At 58.7% G+C, this 17,865-nt stretch carries 13 protein-coding genes, 3 tRNA genes and 1 pseudogene; 6 read left to right on the top strand and 11 right to left on the bottom strand.

Features of this window, described 5'->3' with window-relative positions; translation table 11 throughout:
- Positions 1 to 48 precede the first annotated feature (48 nt).
- A complete protein-coding gene (locus ACZ89E_RS16410; RefSeq protein WP_149657328.1) occupies positions 49 to 816 on the top strand; it encodes a MarR family transcriptional regulator in 768 nt (255 codons plus the stop codon).
- 1 nt (position 817) lies between these two features.
- The gene (locus ACZ89E_RS16405) at positions 818 to 1,516 is read left to right on the top strand and encodes a hypothetical protein (RefSeq protein WP_476256060.1); all 699 of its coding nucleotides are present in this window, start codon (positions 818 to 820) and stop codon (positions 1,514 to 1,516) included.
- A gap of 790 nt (positions 1,517 to 2,306) precedes the next feature.
- On the opposite strand, the gene ACZ89E_RS16400 is transcribed toward ACZ89E_RS16405, so the two are convergent.
- From ACZ89E_RS16400 to ACZ89E_RS16380, 5 genes and pseudogenes are all read right to left on the bottom strand, one after another.
- The gene (locus tag ACZ89E_RS16400) at positions 2,307 to 3,605 is read right to left on the bottom strand and encodes a virulence factor family protein (RefSeq protein ID WP_476256059.1); all 1,299 of its coding nucleotides are present in this window, start codon (positions 3,603 to 3,605) and stop codon (positions 2,307 to 2,309) included.
- A pseudogene (gene mprF / locus ACZ89E_RS16395) lies at positions 3,605 to 6,248 on the bottom strand (bifunctional lysylphosphatidylglycerol flippase/synthetase MprF). Before mprF ends, ACZ89E_RS16400 begins: the two are co-directional and overlap by 1 nt.
- Positions 6,249 to 6,525: 277 nt before the next feature.
- A tRNA-Met gene (locus tag ACZ89E_RS16390) sits at positions 6,526 to 6,602 on the bottom strand.
- 230 nt (positions 6,603 to 6,832) lie between these two features.
- Positions 6,833 to 6,909 (bottom strand) — tRNA-Met (locus ACZ89E_RS16385).
- 232 nt (positions 6,910 to 7,141) lie between these two features.
- Positions 7,142 to 7,218 (bottom strand) — tRNA-Met (locus ACZ89E_RS16380).
- A 300-nt stretch (positions 7,219 to 7,518) separates the two neighbouring features.
- Between ACZ89E_RS16380 and dinB the strand changes: the two genes are divergently transcribed.
- On the top strand, positions 7,519 to 8,580 hold the full coding sequence (dinB, locus tag ACZ89E_RS16375; RefSeq protein ID WP_169371333.1) for a DNA polymerase IV: 1,062 nt from the start codon (positions 7,519 to 7,521) through the stop codon (positions 8,578 to 8,580).
- A gap of 125 nt (positions 8,581 to 8,705) precedes the next feature.
- On the opposite strand, the gene ACZ89E_RS16370 is transcribed toward dinB, so the two are convergent.
- From ACZ89E_RS16370 to ACZ89E_RS16355, 4 genes are all read right to left on the bottom strand, one after another.
- The gene (locus ACZ89E_RS16370; protein ID WP_476256058.1) at positions 8,706 to 9,659 is read right to left on the bottom strand and encodes a hypothetical protein; all 954 of its coding nucleotides are present in this window, start codon (positions 9,657 to 9,659) and stop codon (positions 8,706 to 8,708) included.
- Positions 9,660 to 9,676: 17 nt separating this feature from the next.
- The gene (locus tag ACZ89E_RS16365; protein WP_149657321.1) at positions 9,677 to 11,392 is read right to left on the bottom strand and encodes a proline--tRNA ligase; all 1,716 of its coding nucleotides are present in this window, start codon (positions 11,390 to 11,392) and stop codon (positions 9,677 to 9,679) included.
- A gap of 130 nt (positions 11,393 to 11,522) precedes the next feature.
- Positions 11,523 to 13,082 carry an AmpG family muropeptide MFS transporter gene (locus ACZ89E_RS16360; RefSeq protein WP_476256057.1) on the bottom strand — a complete coding sequence of 520 codons (1,560 nt, stop codon included), beginning with the start codon at positions 13,080 to 13,082 and terminating at the stop codon, positions 11,523 to 11,525.
- A 43-nt stretch (positions 13,083 to 13,125) separates the two neighbouring features.
- The gene (locus ACZ89E_RS16355) at positions 13,126 to 13,479 is read right to left on the bottom strand and encodes an MGMT family protein (protein ID WP_149657319.1); all 354 of its coding nucleotides are present in this window, start codon (positions 13,477 to 13,479) and stop codon (positions 13,126 to 13,128) included.
- 164 nt (positions 13,480 to 13,643) lie between these two features.
- On the opposite strand from ACZ89E_RS16355, the gene ACZ89E_RS16350 reads away from it, so the two are divergent.
- Positions 13,644 to 14,651: a DUF481 domain-containing protein gene (locus tag ACZ89E_RS16350; protein WP_149657318.1), complete on the top strand. Its 1,008-nt coding sequence runs from the start codon at positions 13,644 to 13,646 to the stop codon at positions 14,649 to 14,651.
- Positions 14,652 to 14,759: 108 nt separating this feature from the next.
- Here the strand turns inward: ACZ89E_RS16350 and ACZ89E_RS16345 are convergent, their stop codons facing one another.
- Together ACZ89E_RS16345 and ACZ89E_RS16340 are read right to left on the bottom strand one after the other, a co-directional pair.
- Positions 14,760 to 16,190, bottom strand: coding sequence for a toxin-antitoxin system YwqK family antitoxin (locus tag ACZ89E_RS16345; protein ID WP_476256056.1), 1,431 nt, complete (start codon positions 16,188 to 16,190; stop codon positions 14,760 to 14,762).
- 132 nt (positions 16,191 to 16,322) lie between these two features.
- A complete protein-coding gene (locus ACZ89E_RS16340; protein ID WP_002554837.1) occupies positions 16,323 to 16,532 on the bottom strand; it encodes a cold-shock protein in 210 nt (69 codons plus the stop codon).
- A gap of 355 nt (positions 16,533 to 16,887) precedes the next feature.
- On the opposite strand from ACZ89E_RS16340, the gene dcd reads away from it, so the two are divergent.
- Positions 16,888 to 17,454 (top strand): dCTP deaminase, encoded by a 567-nt coding sequence (dcd, locus tag ACZ89E_RS16335; RefSeq protein ID WP_054047011.1) that lies wholly within the window; start codon positions 16,888 to 16,890, stop codon positions 17,452 to 17,454.
- 106 nt (positions 17,455 to 17,560) lie between these two features.
- Positions 17,561 to 17,770 carry a hypothetical protein gene (locus ACZ89E_RS16330; protein WP_109628267.1) on the top strand — a complete coding sequence of 70 codons (210 nt, stop codon included), beginning with the start codon at positions 17,561 to 17,563 and terminating at the stop codon, positions 17,768 to 17,770.
- Positions 17,771 to 17,865 lie beyond the last annotated feature (95 nt).

Here is a 17,865-nt window from a genome sequence, read left to right as displayed (position 1 = left end):
CAAGTGTCCACGTTTTATGGAATGTGGACACTTGAGGTTTCTAGCTCCATGAAGAGTCAAGATATTTTGCTTTTGTTCAAGATGGCGAGCCTACACGCTCAGGAAGAAAACCTCTTTGGGAGGATGGAGTCTGAGTCGAATTCGAACACGGTTGAGGAATTACTGAAGCCCCTGCAGTTAAGCCGAATGACAGCAGGTGGGCGAGTGGGGCAACCGCTAGTCTCCTACCCCGCTGACAGTGAAGAAACTGTATTCCACCGTCGGGAATACCATTCATCCACGGATGACGAAGAGGGGTGGGAGGGGTGGTCGGAGCCTGTCCCTTCTGCGCCACTGGCGAGCTGGAGTGAAGGCTACTCGTTGCGGGCGTTGTCTGCGTCACTTGGACTCAGCAAAAGCGAGGTTTCCAATTCAATAGCCAGGTGTCGTGAGTCAGGATTGCTCACCAATGACTACGACACCGGACTTGCAAAAGTTAATCGGCGAGAGCTGCTTAAAATCACCGAGCACGCTCTGAAATACTTTTTCCCTGTGAAGCCGGGCGCAATGGTTCGCGGCATTCCAACAGGCTTCGCCGCACCAGCGCTGTCCAAAAGCATCAAGAGCGCTGGCGGGTTGATTCCGGTTTGGCCGGATGCACTTGGAACTGAGCGAGGTCAAGCGATAGAGCCGCTCTACAAGACGGTGCCGGAAGCGGTGAAGCGCGACAGAACCCTTTATCACTATCTTGCGCTGGCTGATGCGATCCGCCTTGGTGGCCCGCGAGAGTGTGGCGTGGCGATTAACATTCTGAAGGCAGGGATGGGGCTGAAATAACATGTCATCAAACGCTGATCACAACTACGAGCTCATAGAATTTGTTGCAGACGGCTTGGGGGAGGCGTTTCTGACTGAGGTGGCTTTTGTCGGCGGTTGCACAACAGCCATGCTGGTCACGGATGCGGCTGTGCTGGACGACATTCGTTTCACTGATGATGTTGACTTGGTGATCGAGCTGGCAGGCATTAGCGCTTGGCAACACCTCATAGAACGTCTGGCGGCCAAGAACTTCAAGATCACTGGTGAAGACGAAGTCAACTGTCGTTTCCGCTTCAACGACGTCGTTGTTGACGTGATGCCTTCTGATCCCGCTGTTCTGGGATATTCCAACCGTTGGTTCGTGGAGGGGCTGGCGAGGGCCGATAAATTTACATTGCCTAGTGGGGTAGTCATCCAGATATTCAAACCGACCTACTTTCTTGCCACGAAACTAGAGGCTTTCAGCGGTCGCGGTGGGGGCGATCCTTACCACAAGGACGTCGAAGATATCCTTATCTTGATTGATGGTCGTACAGAACTTTTGGAAGAGGTCCGCCAAGCCGAGCCTGAGCTCAAGGCATTCATCACGTCTGCAATTCGAGAGCTCGTGATGCTCAGGGATATCGACTACGTAATTGAAAGTTCGGGCTCGGTGCAGGCTAATCCGAATAGAGGGCGAATCATTTACAGGCGTATGAAAGATCTGGGCAACGCATGAGATACAACACCAGGTCAGTAATCGGACGGGCCAGGCAAGCCAATCATGATTCTGCTGGCGCTATCTGTGATGGTGACAGAGGGCTGTTCGTCGTCACGGATGGTACGTCGCTGCCCGGCAGCGGCCAGTTAGCGGAATGCTTCGTAAAAGGTGTTTTAGCGGCCTACCCGAAACACATGGATCAGGGAGGCGATATCACTAAGCACGGAGCTGTTGAGCTGTTACTTGGTTCAGTGCTGGCCGAGCTTCACTCCACGTTGTTTGCGGGCCAGACGGGGAGCGTGTGTTACCTGATCGGTTTCGCTGCTCGTGGGAAGCTCACGCTTGCGTATGAGGGTGACTGTTCGTGCGGTGTAGTGACTCCGACAGGCTCAATCGAATGGATTACACCGCCCCACTGTAAAGCTAATTGGAGGCGCGACCGTTCGCACCGGGAGCTGGCGCAAGATCCTGCTCGAAACCGAGTAACTCGATGCATGAAGGTTAATCGTGCCCCGGACCCTGACTTTGTATCTCTCCCATTGGCCGTCGGTGAGCGACTTGTGTTCGTAACCGATGGCTTCTGGGCCGAGTTAACGGAGTCGCAGCAAAGCAGGTTGTTGTCAGCACCGGATAGCGACTTTATCGCTGTTGAAGATGACGTAACGTGGATAGATGTTCAGCTTTAGCCTTGGAAATACAGATGATCTGCATAAAGTCCGGCTAGCTGGAGTTGCTTCAAATCAGTACATGTAAAAAAGCCCCCGCAACCATCAAGCTGCGGGGGCTTTTTATTCGGCGGGGGCTCAGATCACTCCTGTGCCGTCGCCTCTTCCTTGGCCTGACGCTTGACGATGATGTCCACCAAGCGCTGTGCCAGCGCCGGGTAGTTCTCGTCGAAGTGATGGCCGCCAGGTAGTTTTATGGCTTCGCCGACAGCGGTCTTGTCTGTGCAGCCGCTCTCGTCGACTTCTTCTTCGCCGTAGATACACACCACTTTGTCGGCAGGCAGCTTGGCCATTTCCGGGCCGGTGGCGGCTTCTTTGCCGGCGTTGCCGAGCCAGCCTTCGACTTCGATTTCGAAGCTGCCGGTGCGGGCGAAGGCGAGCAGGATGATGGCGTCGACCCGTTGCTGTTCCGATTCCGCCAGACGGTTGTAGATCGCTGGCAGGACGTCGGCGCCGAACGAGTAGCCGGTGAGGATGAAGCGTTTGGTGCCCCATTTCTGGCGGTAGTGCTGCATCAGCTCGGCGAGGTCCAGGGCGCTTTGTTCCGGGCTCTTGTGCTGCCAGTAGTAGCGCAGGGTGTCGATGCCGACCACCGGGTAGCCGATCTTGGCCATCTCGCCCGCCACGTCGCGGTCGAGGTCGCGCCAGCCGCCGTCACCGGACAGGAACAGGGTCACGGTGTCCTTGGCCTGGCCAGCCGGGACTTCGACGACCGGAATCTGCAGGCCGCCCGCGGCTTTGTCGCCACCAACGAGGATCTTGCGCAGTTCGTTGTTCAGCACTTGTGGCAGGTTGATGTCGTAGTCGCTGATGCTGGTTTCGGCGTTCGGTTGATCGCGCACGAAGCCCGCGCTGGCGTCGTCCGGGTTGTCGTTCCAGGCCACCAGCCAATGGCCGTGGGCGGCGCTTTTTGGCAGCAGGTGGGTGCAACCGGGTTTTTCCAGGGCCAGGTCCACCGAAACGGCCTGGGCCTTGTCGTTTTTCTGCTCGGACAACCAGCGCCAGGCCAGCACGGCGCCAGGGCCGATGCCGCTGACCAGGGTCGCCGGGCCTTCCAGTTCCCGCAGGCCGGATTGCAGGGCGCGGCTTTGCAGCAGGCAGTCTTTGGGCAGGATGACCTGGACAATCTGCGCCGATGCGCTGCGGCTCAGGGTTTTCAGTTGTTGATCACTGAGCTTTTGTTCAGCCGTGACCGCCACCAGCACCTGGGCTTTTGGCGTGGTCCCCGGAATAACCCGGGTCATGGCGGCGCCATCAGCCGGCGTCAGCTGTTCGAGGGTCGGTTCGGGTGCCGGGCGTTTCATGTACCAGTAGCCGCCACCGACAATCAGGGCCAGCACTACCAGTGTGGCCAGTACGTACCGCAAGGAGCGTTGAATCATCAGCGTTTCACCAATCCAGTCAAGCCGCCCGCAATCAGGGCGGCAGTATCGGCCAGGGCAACCAGCGGATCGAGTCCGGCGGGCACGGCCATATAACGGGGTTCCCAGTCAGGCTGGAATTTGTCTTTGAAGCGGCGCAAGCCTTGGAAGTTGTAGAGCTGCTCACCACGGCGGAAGACCATCGAGCCCAGGCGCTGGGTCAGTGGTGCGCCGCGACGGGGTTGTAGACCCGACAGCGGCACCATGCCCAGGCTGAACTTGGCGTATCCATGATTTTTATAATGTTGAATCAGGCCGACCATCATGAACTCCATGGTCAGCTTCGGGGCGTCCGGGTGCGCGCGCATCAGGTCGAGGCTGGCCAAGTCATGGCCGTAGGTCTCGAGCAGGTTGGCGAACGCCACCGGGCGTCCTTCGAAACGAATCACCGCGACGCGGAAATGCTTGAGGTAGTCATCGCTGAAACGACCGAGGGAGAAGCCTTTCTCGCGCACGTTCTTGCCGGTCAGCCAGGCATCGGAAATCACCTTCAGCTCATCCATCGGCGCGTGGCCCCGGCTCATGGATCTCCAGCGACAGGCCGTCACGGGTGCCACGGTTCCAGGTGTAGCGCAGGTCTTTCATCTCTTTGCCCTTGGCTTCGAGATCAAAGCGAAGCAGATCGACCCGGGCTTCTTCGCCAAGCTTGATCGCGGTCAGGCCGATGTCCATGTAGTACGGCAGGTTCTCGGCGCGCACTTGATAGAAGACCGGACGGGCATGATGGATGTCGCAGAGGTCGCGGAACTGCCAGATCATCTCCGCCCGTTGCTGGGTCGGGCCGATCGGGTCGTACAAGGCCACGAGGCTGCGGCCACGGCGGGCGTACATCAGGAACGCCTCATCATTGGGGTGAAACAGCAACGCCTTGTCGCCGGTCAGGGCGAGACCACCGTCGGGTTGCGACGAAGCCATGAGGATCTTTACCGCGCGATCCAGTTCGTCCTGCGTTGGCAGATGAATGATCGGACGTGCGGTGCGCAGCAGCCAGGTCAGGGACACCACCACCAGCAACACCGCAGCGCCCAACAGCGAACGCAAACCACGGGGCGCGTCGGCGTCGAGGGTGAACTGCCACCAGAGTTGATGGCTATACGGAACGTCCTGATAGGCAAACAGCAGCAGCCAGATCGACGCGCCGAGCACGCACAGGCTGGCAACCAGATACAGCGGTGAGAACGGCAGTTCGGTCAGACGACTGGCGCGATAGAACGAGCGGCGGAACACCCCGAGCAGGCTCGCCGTCAGAGTCATCAGGCAAGCTTCTTCCCAGTCGAAACCCTTGAGCAGCGAGAGCAGGGCGCCGACCAGCAACAGAATGGTGGTCAGCATCCACGCGGCCGACAGGCGACGACGCAGACCCTGGGCCAGCAACAGGCACAGCACGCCGATCAGGCTGGCGCCGAAGTGCGAGGCATCCACCAGGCGATGCGGAATCAGGAAGCCGATGTGCTCCAGGCGCGTGTCGATTTCCGGGGTCGCGCCGGAGAACAGCAGCACCACGCCGGACAGGAACACCAGCAGCGCCAGAATCGGTGCCGCCAAACCTGAGGCCGCCCGCAGTGACTGCCGGGACTGGAACAACCGTTGGCCTTCGTTGATCAGCAGGAACACGCAGGCCACCAGCAGCGGCAGCACCACATAAATCAGGCGATACAGTAGAAGCGCAGCGGCCAGTGGTGCGGCGCCGAGGGTGTCAGCGAACGCGGCCAGCAGAATGGCTTCGAACACCCCGACACCGCCGGGCACATGGCTGAGCACGCCAGCGGCCAGGGCCAGCAGATAGATCAGCAGGAAGGCGCCGAAAGGTGGGGCTTCCGGCAGCAACAGATAAAGCACGGTCGCGGCGGCGGCCACGTCCAGGGCAGTAATCACCAGTTGCAGAAGCGTCAAACGACGGCCCGGCAGGCGCAGGGTGCGGCGTCCAGCCTTGACCAGCAGATTATCCGGGTAAGGCTGCTCTGGCAGGCGACGGCGATAGATGCCGACAACCAGTGCGGTCGTGAGCAGCAACACCGCGGCGGCAATCACGCCCAGCAAGGTCTCCGAGAGGCCCAGTGCGGCGGAGGCGGCGGGCAGGTTGCTCAGGGTCGCCAGTGCCGCCAGCGGGGGCAGGGCGCAGCCCAAGGAGAGGCTGGCGAACAGCGTCATGTGCGCAACGTCCGCAGCCCCGAGGCCATGACGTGCATATAGACGGTAGCGAACCGAACCGCCCGACAGCATCGACAGGCCAATGGCATTGCCGATGGCAAACGCGGTGAAGCCGCCCAGGGCCAGGGTGCGTGGCGCCAGGGTCACGCCGGCGTAGCGGCTGGCGGACCATTCGTAGCCCAGCAGAATAATGAAGCCGACGATGGTCGCGCCCAGTGCGCCAATCAATGCCGGTTTTGGCACGTCCAGGATCGAATCGTGGAGCGCATACAGATCGAGTTCGCTTAATAAATGGCGACAGGCAATCAGCGCGATAGCGAACAACAGCAAGGTGACCGCAAGACCGATGGGTTGGCGGTATTTGCTGACCAGATCAAGCAGGCGCAAACGCTCGGCCTTGATAGGTTGTGTCGCTGTGACGGTGTCTTGTGGATCAGACGAGTTGGCGCGCATCAATCACCTCTTGGATTGTGCGCGACAGGATGGAGGTATCGAGCCAAGTTACCAATCCCTGTAGAAAAAAATAATCACAAATATTAACGCTTCTCGCCGGTTCGAGGCGATGGCGCGTCATCGGTCGTAGAGGGCCTGCCTGGCACAGAGCATAGTCTGAACTCAGAGCCTCGGTGATCCTGAACGGTTCACTGCACAGTGACAGATCATTGTTGCGAAAGGACTTTTTCAACAGATACAAAAAAGGCCACTCTTTCGAGCAGCCTTTTTTGATGTTTGGTTGCGGGAGCCGGATTTGAACCGACGACCTTCGGGTTATGAGCCCGACGAGCTACCAGACTGCTCCATCCCGCGTCTGTGTGGCGGCATTCTACAGGCGAACGACGGAGTGTCAACCGTTAATCCTGAATAGGGTCAAATAAGCGTAAGTGGGCGGCGAACGGTCGCGGGGGAGACCTAAGTTTCGGAATAGGAACGATTTCTTGTTCCTGCGTCGCCAGCTGTTACTTGCTCGTTTCTATTCAAATTTATAAAAGAGGCGCGCACAAAAAAGGCCACTCTTTCGAGTAGCCTTTCTTGATGTTTGGTTGCGGGAGCCGGATTTGAACCGACGACCTTCGGGTTATGAGCCCGACGAGCTACCAGACTGCTCCATCCCGCGTCTGTGTGGCGGCATTCTACAGGCGAACGCCTGAGTGTCCACCGTTAATCCTGAATAGGGTCAAATAAATGTAAATTGAGCGGCGAACGGACGCTAGGGAGACTTAAGTTGCGGAATCGGAACGATTTCTCGTTTCTGCACCGTCAGCCGTTACCTGCTCTTTCCTATCCAGGATTTACAAAAGCGACGCGCACAAAAAAGGCCACTCTTTCGAGTAGCCTTTCTTGATATTTGGTTGCGGGAGCCGGATTTGAACCGACGACCTTCGGGTTATGAGCCCGACGAGCTACCAGACTGCTCCATCCCGCGTCTGTGTGTCGGCATTCTACAGAGGATCGGCGATCTGTCAACCTTCAACTCAGAGAAAACCTCTTCCCGTTCAATCGCTTAGCTTGAAATTAGAGCTGGGTGATTGGCTGCAAGGTCGGTGTGGCAAGGCTTTAAGCTCTATCGGGTGAGGCTTGACGATTGAAAAAATAAATTCAACTGGTACTTTTCCTACGGGGGAAAAGAACATTCAGAGTACTGGTGCTATATACAGGTGCCAGTGAGATACTGCCGATCCGGCTCGTCATTACGTCATTTCCTTGCCATGAACACCGCTTTTATATGACCCAACGCAAAATCATCCACGTCGACTGTGACTGTTTCTACGCCGCCATCGAGATGCGTGATGACCCGCGCCTGGCCGGTAAGCCATTGGCGGTGGGCGGGTCGGCGGACCGGCGTGGGGTGATTGCCACCTGTAATTATGAAGCGCGGGCCTACGGCGTGCGTTCGGCGATGTCGTCCGGGCATGCCTTGAAGCTGTGCCCGGACCTGACCATCGTCAAGCCGCGAATGGATGCTTATAGAGAAGCGTCGAAGGAAATTCAGACGATCTTCAGCGATTACACCGACCTGATCGAGCCGCTTTCCCTCGATGAGGCCTACCTGGACGTGTCGGACAGCGCGCATTTCGGCGGCAGCGCCACGCGGATTGCTCAGGATATCCGCCGTCGGGTCTCCAATCAGTTGCACATCACCGTCTCGGCGGGCGTGGCACCGAACAAGTTCCTGGCCAAGATCGCCAGTGACTGGAAGAAGCCCAACGGCTTGTTCGTCATCACCCCGGATCAGGTGGAAGACTTCGTCAGCGGATTGCCGGTGAGCAAGCTGCACGGCGTGGGCAAGGTCACCGCCGACAAACTCGGCAGGCTCGGCATCGTTGATTGTTCGCAGCTGCGTGAGTGGAACAAGTTGGCGCTGGTGCGCGAATTCGGCAGTTTCGGTGAGCGACTATGGAGTCTGGCCCGTGGGATCGATGAGCGGCTGGTGCACAACGACAACCGTCGGCAATCCATCAGCGTCGAAAATACCTACGACGTGGATCTACCGGACCTGGTGAGTTGCCTGGATAAACTGCCTGAGCTACTGGAAACCCTCGCCGGGCGCATGGCGCGGATCGATAGCAGCTATCGGCCGGGCAAGCCGTTCGTCAAAGTGAAATTCCACGATTTCACCCAAACCACGCTGGAGCAGGCCGGGGCGGGGCGGGATCTGGGCAGCTATCAGTTGTTGTTGACCCAGGCGTTCAATCGCGGCGGTAAACCGGTGCGGTTGTTGGGGGTCGGGGTGCGGTTGGAGGATTTGCGGGGCGGGTTTGAGCAGATGGAGTTGTTTGAGCGGTAGTTTTTGTAGCGAATGTCAGGCCCTCTTCGCGGGCAAGCCTCGCTCCTACAGGTATCAGGTTGAACGCGATTTCGCGTACGACATAAATCCTGTAGGAGCGAGGCTTGCCCGCGAAGCTTTTGTTTTTAATTAGGGTTCGGATCCGCCACCAGTCGCCCGGCATCCCGGGTCAACGACTTGAGGAATTCGGTCTGCAGCTCAGGATCGTTGCGCGTCAGTTCGATCAGGCTCTGTTCCAGCTCGCTGGCTTCTTCTTCAAGACCCAGTTCCGACAGGCGTTTGACCCGGTGTACCCACTGGCTCACTTCGTCGTCTTCAAGGTCGTCGTAAATCAGCCCGTGGGCTTCGAGCAACTTGCCACGCAAGCCACTGCTGACCGCCAGGGACGAGTCGGTGTGCACGTCGTCCTGGGCATCTTCGACCGTGATCAACAGCCGGCTCAGATGATTGATGTCATGTTCGGCGAACGGGCTGTCCAACAGGTTCAGGCGCAAGACGCCGTTTTTGTCGGTGGTCAGCTCGAAGGTTTCCTTGCCAGCCTTGACCTGCACCGGGCGCTCGCTCCAGGGCAGGCTCGAGTATTCCGTGCGTTTGTCGCGCTGGACTTCATCGATGCCGGCCAGGTTTTGCTGGGCACGACCGTGAGATTGCACGTTCATGAACGGGTTGATCCCGGCCACACCGTAGCTCAGCCAATCCTTCGTCACGCTGTCCGGCAAGTTGCCGAGGGCAAACACGTTGACCACGTTCGCGCCGATACCGGCCACCACGGCCACCATGCCCAGCGGGATCTCGTAGACCTCCCGCCAGGGTTGGTAAGGCGTGTAGCGGTCGTAGTGACGCGTGACTTCGAATTCAGTGACTTCGAAGGTCTTTTGCTCGTGGATTTTCACCCGACGTTGCGGCAGCTCAAGGACCTTGGGCTCACCGACATCGATCTGCAGGCTGTGATCGAGCAATTTGCGCTCGACCCGTTCCTCGTGCTCGCTGCGTTGTGACATCTGATTGGCACAGCCGCTGACCAGCAGGGTGCCGCACAGGGCGGCACCACCGAGGCCTAAGGTGTTTCGCTTGAACATGACTTCTCTATCTGGTGTCAGCGGCGGATTCGGGCCTGGAGGAAGGACAGCACGTCAGCGACCGGCAGGGCTTGCGCCTCGGCCTCGGTGCGGCTCTTGTATTCCAGATTGCCATCGGCGAGGCCGCGGTCACTGACCACGATCCGGTGCGGAATGCCGATCAGCTCCATGTCCGCGAACTTGATGCCCGGGCTGGTTTTCTTGTCGCGGTCGTCCAGCAGCACTTCGAAGCCGGCCGCGGTCAATTGCGCGTACAGCGTGTCGGTGGCTTCGCGAACCTGCTCGTTGTCGTAGCGCAGCGGTACCAGGGCAATCTGGAAGGGAGCCAGAGTGTCGCTCCAGATGATCCCGTTGGCGTCGTTGTTCTGCTCGATGGCCGCAGCCACCACGCGGGACACGCCAATGCCGTAGCAGCCCATTTCCAGGGTCACCGGCTTGCCGTTCTCGCCCAGCACTTCGCACTTCATCGCTTTGCTGTACTTGTTGCCCAGCTGGAAGATGTGCCCGACTTCAATGCCGCGCTTGATTTCCAGGGTGCCCTTGCCATCCGGGCTTGGGTCGCCGGCCACGACGTTACGCAGGTCGGCCACGGTCGGAACCGGCAGGTCACGCTCCCAGTTCACGCCGAAGTAGTGCTTGTCGTCGATGTTGGCGCCAATGCCGAAGTCGCTCATCAACTCGACCGAACGGTCGATGATGATCGGCAGCGGCAGGTTCAACGGGCCGAGGGAGCCGGCACCGGCGCCAATCGCGTCACGCAATTCGCTTTCCGAGGCCATGACCAGCGGGCTGGCAACGCCTGGCTGTTGGGCAGCCTTGATTTCGTTCAGCTCGTGGTCGCCACGGATGATCAGGGCAATCAGCTTGCCTTTCTCTTCTGCGTGAACCACGAGGGTCTTGATGGTTTTTTCGATCGGCAGATTGAAGCCTTCGACCAGTTGCGCAATGGTCTTGGCGTTCGGGGTGTCGACCAGGCGCAGCTCTTCGGCCGGAGCGGCGCGGGAGGTTTCGCGCGGTACGGCTTCGGCTTTCTCGATGTTCGCGGCGTAGTCGGAACCGTTGCTGAAGGCGATATCGTCTTCGCCGGACTCGGCCAGTACGTGGAACTCGTGGGAGCCGGCACCGCCGATGGAGCCGTTGTCGGCTTCAACAGGGCGGAATTTCAGGCCCAGACGGGTGAACACGTTGCAGTAAGCCTGGTGCATGCGATCGTAGGTGATCTGCAGCGACGGCTGGTCTGCGTGGAAGGAGTAGGCGTCCTTCATGATGAATTCGCGACCGCGCATCAAACCGAAGCGTGGACGGATTTCGTCACGGAATTTGGTCTGGATCTGATACACGTTGATTGGCAGCTGTTTGTAGCTGCTCAACTCGTTGCGCATCAGGTCGGTGATCACTTCTTCGTGGGTCGGGCCGGCGCAGAAGTCGCGACCGTGGCGATCCTTGAAGCGCAGCAATTCCGGGCCGTATTCTTCCCAGCGCCCGGATTCCTGCCACAGCTCAGCCGGTTGAGTGCTCGGCATCAACACTTCAAGCGAGCCGGCGGCGTTCATTTCTTCACGAACGACGGCTTCGACCTTGCGCATCACTCGCAAACCCATGGGCAGCCAGGTGTACAGGCCCGAGGCGAGTTTGCGGATCATGCCGGCGCGCAGCATCAGCTGATGGCTGATTACGACGGCATCGGAAGGCGTTTCTTTCTGTGTGGCGAGCAAAAATTGACTGGTGCGCATGGTTGGCCGTTGTCGGTTGCTGATGACGAGAAATGACGGAGCATTGTACGGGCGAGATCTGCTGACGTACAGAAGTGCGGCCGGCGGTGTGGCTCGATGGCGGGAAACCTCCCGCCATTCGGGACGTTTCCTATGACTCTTCCACGGCCGGTGTCTGGAGCGGTTCGGGCGTCGGCGTCGGGCCGACCTTGCGACTCTCCTGGAACCAGTGCAGCGCGATCAGCAGCAGGGTCGGCACGCCGAGCAGGGCCGTGATCAGGAAGAAGTTGTGATAGCCGAATTTCTCCACCATGACCCCGGAGTAGCCGCCGATCAGGCGCGGCAGCAAGAGCATGATCGAGCTGAGCAGGGCGTATTGGGTGGCGGAGAACTTGAGGTTGGTCAGGCTCGACAGGTACGCGACGAACGCCGACGTCGCCAGACCCGAGCTGAAGTTGTCCAGGGAAATGGTCAGGATCAGCATGTTCAGGTTGGCGCCCATGTCGGCGAGCATCAGGAACAGCAGGTTGGTGCCGGCCGAGGCGATACCGCCGATCAGCAGGATCGGCAGGATACCGAAGCGCACGATCAGCAGGCCGCCCATGCCGGCGCCCACCAGGGTCATGATCAGGCCGAAAATCTTGCTGACGCTGGCAATCTGATCCTTGGTGAAGCCCTGGTCGATGTAGAACACGTTGGCCATCACGCCCATGACCGTGTCGGACATCCGGTAGGTGGCGATCAAGCCGAGCAGCAGGAACGCTTGCCAGCGGTAGCGCAGAATGAAGTCGTTGACCGGCGTCAGCACCGGCGCCAGGCCGCGACGGCCCATGGCCGACAGGCACAGGGCCGTCAGAGTGATATAGAGGATGGCCCGCAGGAACGCGCGGTCTTCGAGCAGCAGGTCGAGCAGGCTCTCGCCCTGGAACAGCACGGCGGCGAAATCCGTGTTGTAGAGCTGGGTGAACATGGCCGGCACCGACACCAGCAGCACGATCAGCACAAACACCGAGGCCAATTGATGCGCAAAGCTGTAGCGCCCCGCCTGCAACTGAGTACGCAACGGCACCGGCGGCTCGCGCATGAACAGGCTGGTCAGCAGTGCGGGGATCATCAGCGCACCGAACAGCACATACGTGCCGGCCCAGGCCGAGTGTTGGTAGTTGAAACCCGTGGAGCCGAAGCCTTCGGCGAAGAACAGCGCGCCGGCGGTGGCCAGCAGCGCGGCGATACGATAACCGGACATGTAGCTGGCGGCCAGCGCAGCCTGGCGACTGTCTTCGGCGATTTCCAGGCGATAGGCGTCGACGGCAATGTCCTGGGTCGCCGACGCGAAAGCCACGATCACCGCGATGGCGATCAACCAGGACAAATGCTTTTGCGGGTCGCAGAAACCCATGCCGATCAGGCCGAGGATCACCAGCGATTGGGAAAGCACCAGCCAGGAGCGGCGTCGACCGAGCTTGCCGAGTAATGGCAGGCGCCATTGATCCAGCAGCGGGGACCACACCCATTTAAAGGCGTAGGCCAGGCCTATCAGGCTTGCATAGCCAATGGTTTCGCGGGCCACACCGGCCTCGCGCAACCAGACCGACAGCGTCGAAAACACCAGCATGTAGGGCAGGCCGGCGGCGAAACCAAGCAACAACAGCACAAGCGTTGATGGGCTGGCATAGGCGGCGAGCGCGGCGCGCCAGGTTTTACGGGGCATGGGCTGGAGTCTGCCTCAAGATTACGGAAACAAAGCGCGCACTCTAACCGCTGTGCTCTACCGGGCGCCAGCCATGACGCTGAATATCAACACGATTGTTCAGGATACTAATGCCTTCGGTGCGCAAACGCGCCCGTTGTTCATCCCCCGATGGGCTTCCCGCCGGCAGACTGATCCGACCACCGGCACCGAGCACGCGGTGCCAAGGCAACCTGGTGTCGCCGGGCAACTGGCTCAGCGTGCGCCCGACCCAGCGTGCCGCGCGCCCCAACCCTGCCAGCTCGGCCAATTGTCCATAACTCACCACTTTGCCCTCGGGCACTTGGGCCAGGGTCAGGTACAGCGCCGTGCGTCGGATTTGCGCCGGGCTTTCGTTTTCCGTCGTTTCGTCTGTCACGTCCGCAGTTCCTGAGGAAATTCGATTTTGCGCCCACAGATTAAGTCCAGAAGTAGCAATTGAGAAATGAACTCAATAGAAATAGTCGGGTCAGTCCTTGCTAGCGCCTTGTTCCTTGGGATAATGCCGACTTTTTTTCGCAAACCAGAGCCTTCGATCTGCTTATGTTGTCCAGAACCTTGTTGTGCCTCGCTGTCTTCAGTGCTTCCACGCCTTTGCTCGCCGACACCGTATGGTTGAAAAACGGTGACAAATTGAGCGGCAAGATCACCGTGTTCGATGGCGGCAAACTGCTGATCCAGACCGAATACGCCGGTGCGGTTCCAATCGACTGGAAGCAGGTCAAGACCCTGGAAAGTGATCAGGAATTGTTGGTCAAGCAGGATGCCTACAACGGCGAGAAGGCCAAATCCTTGAAGGCTGCCGAAGATGGCAAGGTGACCTTGGCCAATGGCGAGGCGCCGAAAACCGTCGAGTTGGCGAGTATCCAGCAGATTCTCAAGCCTAAACCGGTGGTCGAAGACCTGGTCTGGAAGGGTAATGTCGACATGGCCCTGGATTACCAGCGCGCCGAGAAGGACACCGACGACTACGATATCGGCTTCAAGACCACGGCCCGTCATGGCCGCTGGCGGCATACGGCCGAGGGCGAGTACAACCGAGAATTCCAGGATGACGTGGTGACCACCGACAACTGGCGTGCCGAGTACTCCCTTGACCGATTCCTCACCGAGCACTGGTACTGGGATGGTCGCGTGAACTACAAGCGCGACAAGGTCGAAGAATTGTCCCGTCAGCGTGTGGTCGGTACCGGTCCGGGGTATCAGTTCTGGGACAACGAGCTGGGCGCGTTCTCGCTGGGTTCGCTGCTCAACCGCACCGATTACGAATACCGCGATGGCGGCAAGGACAACTTCTATTCCGTGGCCATGAAGTGGGACTACAACCGCTATCTGGTGGGCAAGAAGGTCGAGTTCTTCACTAATGGCGAAGTGGGCAAGCCGCTGTCCGGCGTGGCCGATTACGCGCTCGATGCCGAATTGGGTTTGCGCTACAAAGTCACCGACTGGGCTTCGCTTAACCTCAAGGCCGAGCGCGACATCATCAGCGGCACCAATGATGCTGATTTGAACAAGACGCGCTATACCGCAGGGTTTGGCGTGGCTTGGTAAAACGCTCAAAGATCAAAAGATCGCAGCCTTCGGCAATGCCTACGATGAATCAACGTTCATCCTGCAGGCACTGCCAAAGGCTGCGATCTTTTTTTTGATGTGATTGCGTCAGGTGCATTCACCTTGACGGACACCGGCCTCGTATCGGCATTCGCCGTTCGGGCTGCCATCCTGTTTCCACAGGCGCATCACGCCTTGCTCACGCCCCTCGACGTAATCGACGGACGTATTCATCTGGCCGTTTTCATACCAGGTGATGGTCGGGCCTTCCAGTTTGCCGTCCTTGTAGGATTTTTGTTCCTTGAGCTGGCCGTTGGCGTACCACTCCTTGAAGTCGCCCTGTTCGCGGTGCTGCTCATCCCACTGCCATTGCACGGTTTGTACGCCCTGGTCGTTCCAGCTGGCATGGCTGCGCTGCACGGAATGCTCGTCGACAAAGACTTTCTGTTTCACCGTGGCGTTGGGGTGATACTCGATTTGCCAGCCTCGCGGCGCATTGTCGACGTAGTCCGTGCTGCTTTGCAGCGAACCGTCCGGGAAGTAGGAAAGGTTGGGGCCGACCATTTTGCCGTTGACGTATTGACCACGTGACTTGATCTTGCCATCGGGGTAATAGCCGAGGATCGGGCCGTCCAGCACGTCATTGTGATAAGTGAGGCGGCCGATGATCGCGCCGTTTTCGTCGTACTCCAGGTACTCGCCATCCACATGCTTGCCGGCGTGCCAGTTGTAGGCCTCGGCCTTCTTGCCGTTCTCGTGGTAGGTGGTTTCCCAGTCTTCCAGGTCATCGTTCAAGTAGTTCGCGCGCTTGATGACAACCCCGCTTTCGGAATAGGTGATTGCCTCGCCCTGGCGTTGGCCCTTGGCATCGTTCTGATAGCTTTGTCCGAGCTTTCCGCTCGAGTAGTAGGTTTTCGAGGCGAGGACGGGCCTGCCTGAGACAAAGTCTTTGGCGTTGACGTAATAGTCGCGGCGCAGTTTGCCTGATTCGACGTAAAAGATTTTGGCGTGCCAGGCCTTGCGTTTGCTGTCGTAGGCCATCGGCATTTTCAGGAAGTAAGCCGCCTGACCTTTGCTGGTTGGTGCGTAGTCTTCGTCCAGATACAGCTTTCCGTCCACCAGGGAGGCGGTCAGGTTGCCGCACTCTTCGGGCGTACACGGACGGACCTTTTCAAAAAAAGCCCGTTTGCCGTCACATTCCGAGAGCGTAATCAACAGTGGTGTTTCGTCGTCGATCAGTTGCTGGACTTCATTGAGCAGTCGACCAAACGATTCGTTGGGTACGCCCACCGATTCCGGTGTGAGGTAGACCTCGTTGCTGCCGCAAGCGTGTGGCGTAGAGAGCTCCAGCAAAGCCGCCGCGCGCAGTTCTGGCTGGGGAATGCCCTGGATGGCAGGGCCTTGGCCGATATAGGTGGCGTGGGTATCCATGCCGACGATGATGGTCGGATGGTCGGGGCGGGGATTGGCGTGAATCGAGAAGGGGAGTGCGAGCGTGATCAGCGCTGCGCCCAGGGTTTTCCATTGGTTGAACGGCATCCTGCTGCTTCCATGTGATTTTCCAGGTGGCGAATCATATAGAAGGACGAGAAGATGGCCCAACGCAAAAACAGGCGCCCACAAAAAAGCCCCGCTTTTAAGGGCGGGGCTTTTTACTAAAGCAAGTACAAGTTAGATAACTTGAACTTCTTCAGCTTGCATGCCTTTCTGACCGCGGGTAGCGATGAAAGAAACCTGTTGGCCTTCTTTCAGGCTTTTGAAGCCGTCGGATTGGATTGCTTTGAAGTGAACGAACAGGTCGTCACCGGATTGTGGAGTGATGAAGCCGAAGCCTTTTTCATCGTTGAACCACTTAACGGTACCAGTTTGGCGATTAGACATGGTGTAACTCCTTGAACAAAGATAACTGCGACGCAGGAAGAACCCTGGCCGAGACTGAGTGCAAAGAGCAGGAAAAATTCTTGTAGATGGTTGGATCGAAATTCAACATATCGTGTAGAGATTCTCAGTGACACAAGCAGCACAGTGGCGCCACCTTAACCCTTTTTCCGGAACGTGCCAATGCTTCCTGCGAAGGTTTCTCTGTTTTCGTGACTGACGGTGCATCGTTTTGGCGGGAAGACCCGGCAATCAGGGGGGATCGGCGAGAATTAATAGCTGCGCTTTGAACCCGGAGCGCGCGCCTAGTAAGATGCCGGACAGAATTTTTCCACCTCGCTATTCAGGACACCCCGCCATGAGCATCAAATCGGACAAGTGGATTCGCCGCATGGCGCAAGAGCACGGCATGATCGAACCGTTCGTCGAGCGCCAGATGCGCGGCGAAGGTGCCGAGCGCCTGATTTCCTATGGTGTGTCGAGCTACGGCTACGACGTACGTTGCGCTGGTGAGTTCAAGGTGTTCACCAACATCAACTCGGCCATCGTCGACCCGAAGAACTTCGACGAGAAGAGCTTTGTCGACGTGACCAGCGACGTCTGCATCATCCCGCCGAACTCCTTCGCCCTGGCCCGCACCGTGGAATTCTTCCGCATTCCGCGCAACGTGCTGACCATCTGCCTGGGTAAAAGCACCTACGCCCGTTGCGGCATTATCGTCAACGTGACGCCGCTCGAGCCTGAGTGGGAAGGCCACGTGACCCTGGAATTCTCCAACACCACCACCTTGCCGGCGAAAATCTACGCCAACGAAGGCGTCGCACAGATGCTGTTCTTCGAATCCGACGAAGAGTGCGAAGTCTCCTACAAGGACCGTGGCGGCAAGTACCAGGGCCAGCGCGGCGTCACCCTGCCACGCACCTGATCCGTCCATCTGACAGTTCCCGGGAATTCTTCGGCGGGTAGACACTCTATTGGGTGTACTGCCCGTTTTGCGCACAGCGAACCGGGCCATTGCTCAGGAGTGCTCCATGAAGATCGATCCGCAAATCAGCGCCGAACTGGCAAGGCTTGAGCCCAATCAGATTGGCGTTTTGGCCTGGTCCTTGCTGGCGCATCCGCCTATCAGCATGGCAGGCGGCATCCCCGGCCAGCCTGATCCCGATACCCCCAACGAACAACCCACCGAGCCCGGTGAGCCAACCCTGCCGGACGAGCCACCACCCGCGCCGGTTGCTTGATGCCGGTCCTGCGCTCGTCGCACGATGCGTCGTCCTGTAGGAGCGAAGCTTGCTCGCGAAGGCTGCTGTACATCCAACAATGATGTTGGCTGATA

The organism is Pseudomonas sp. TE3899, assembly GCF_056279105.1.
The sequence above is the reverse complement of the archived record's forward strand: the minus strand, read 5'-3'. Positions and strand labels throughout refer to the sequence as shown.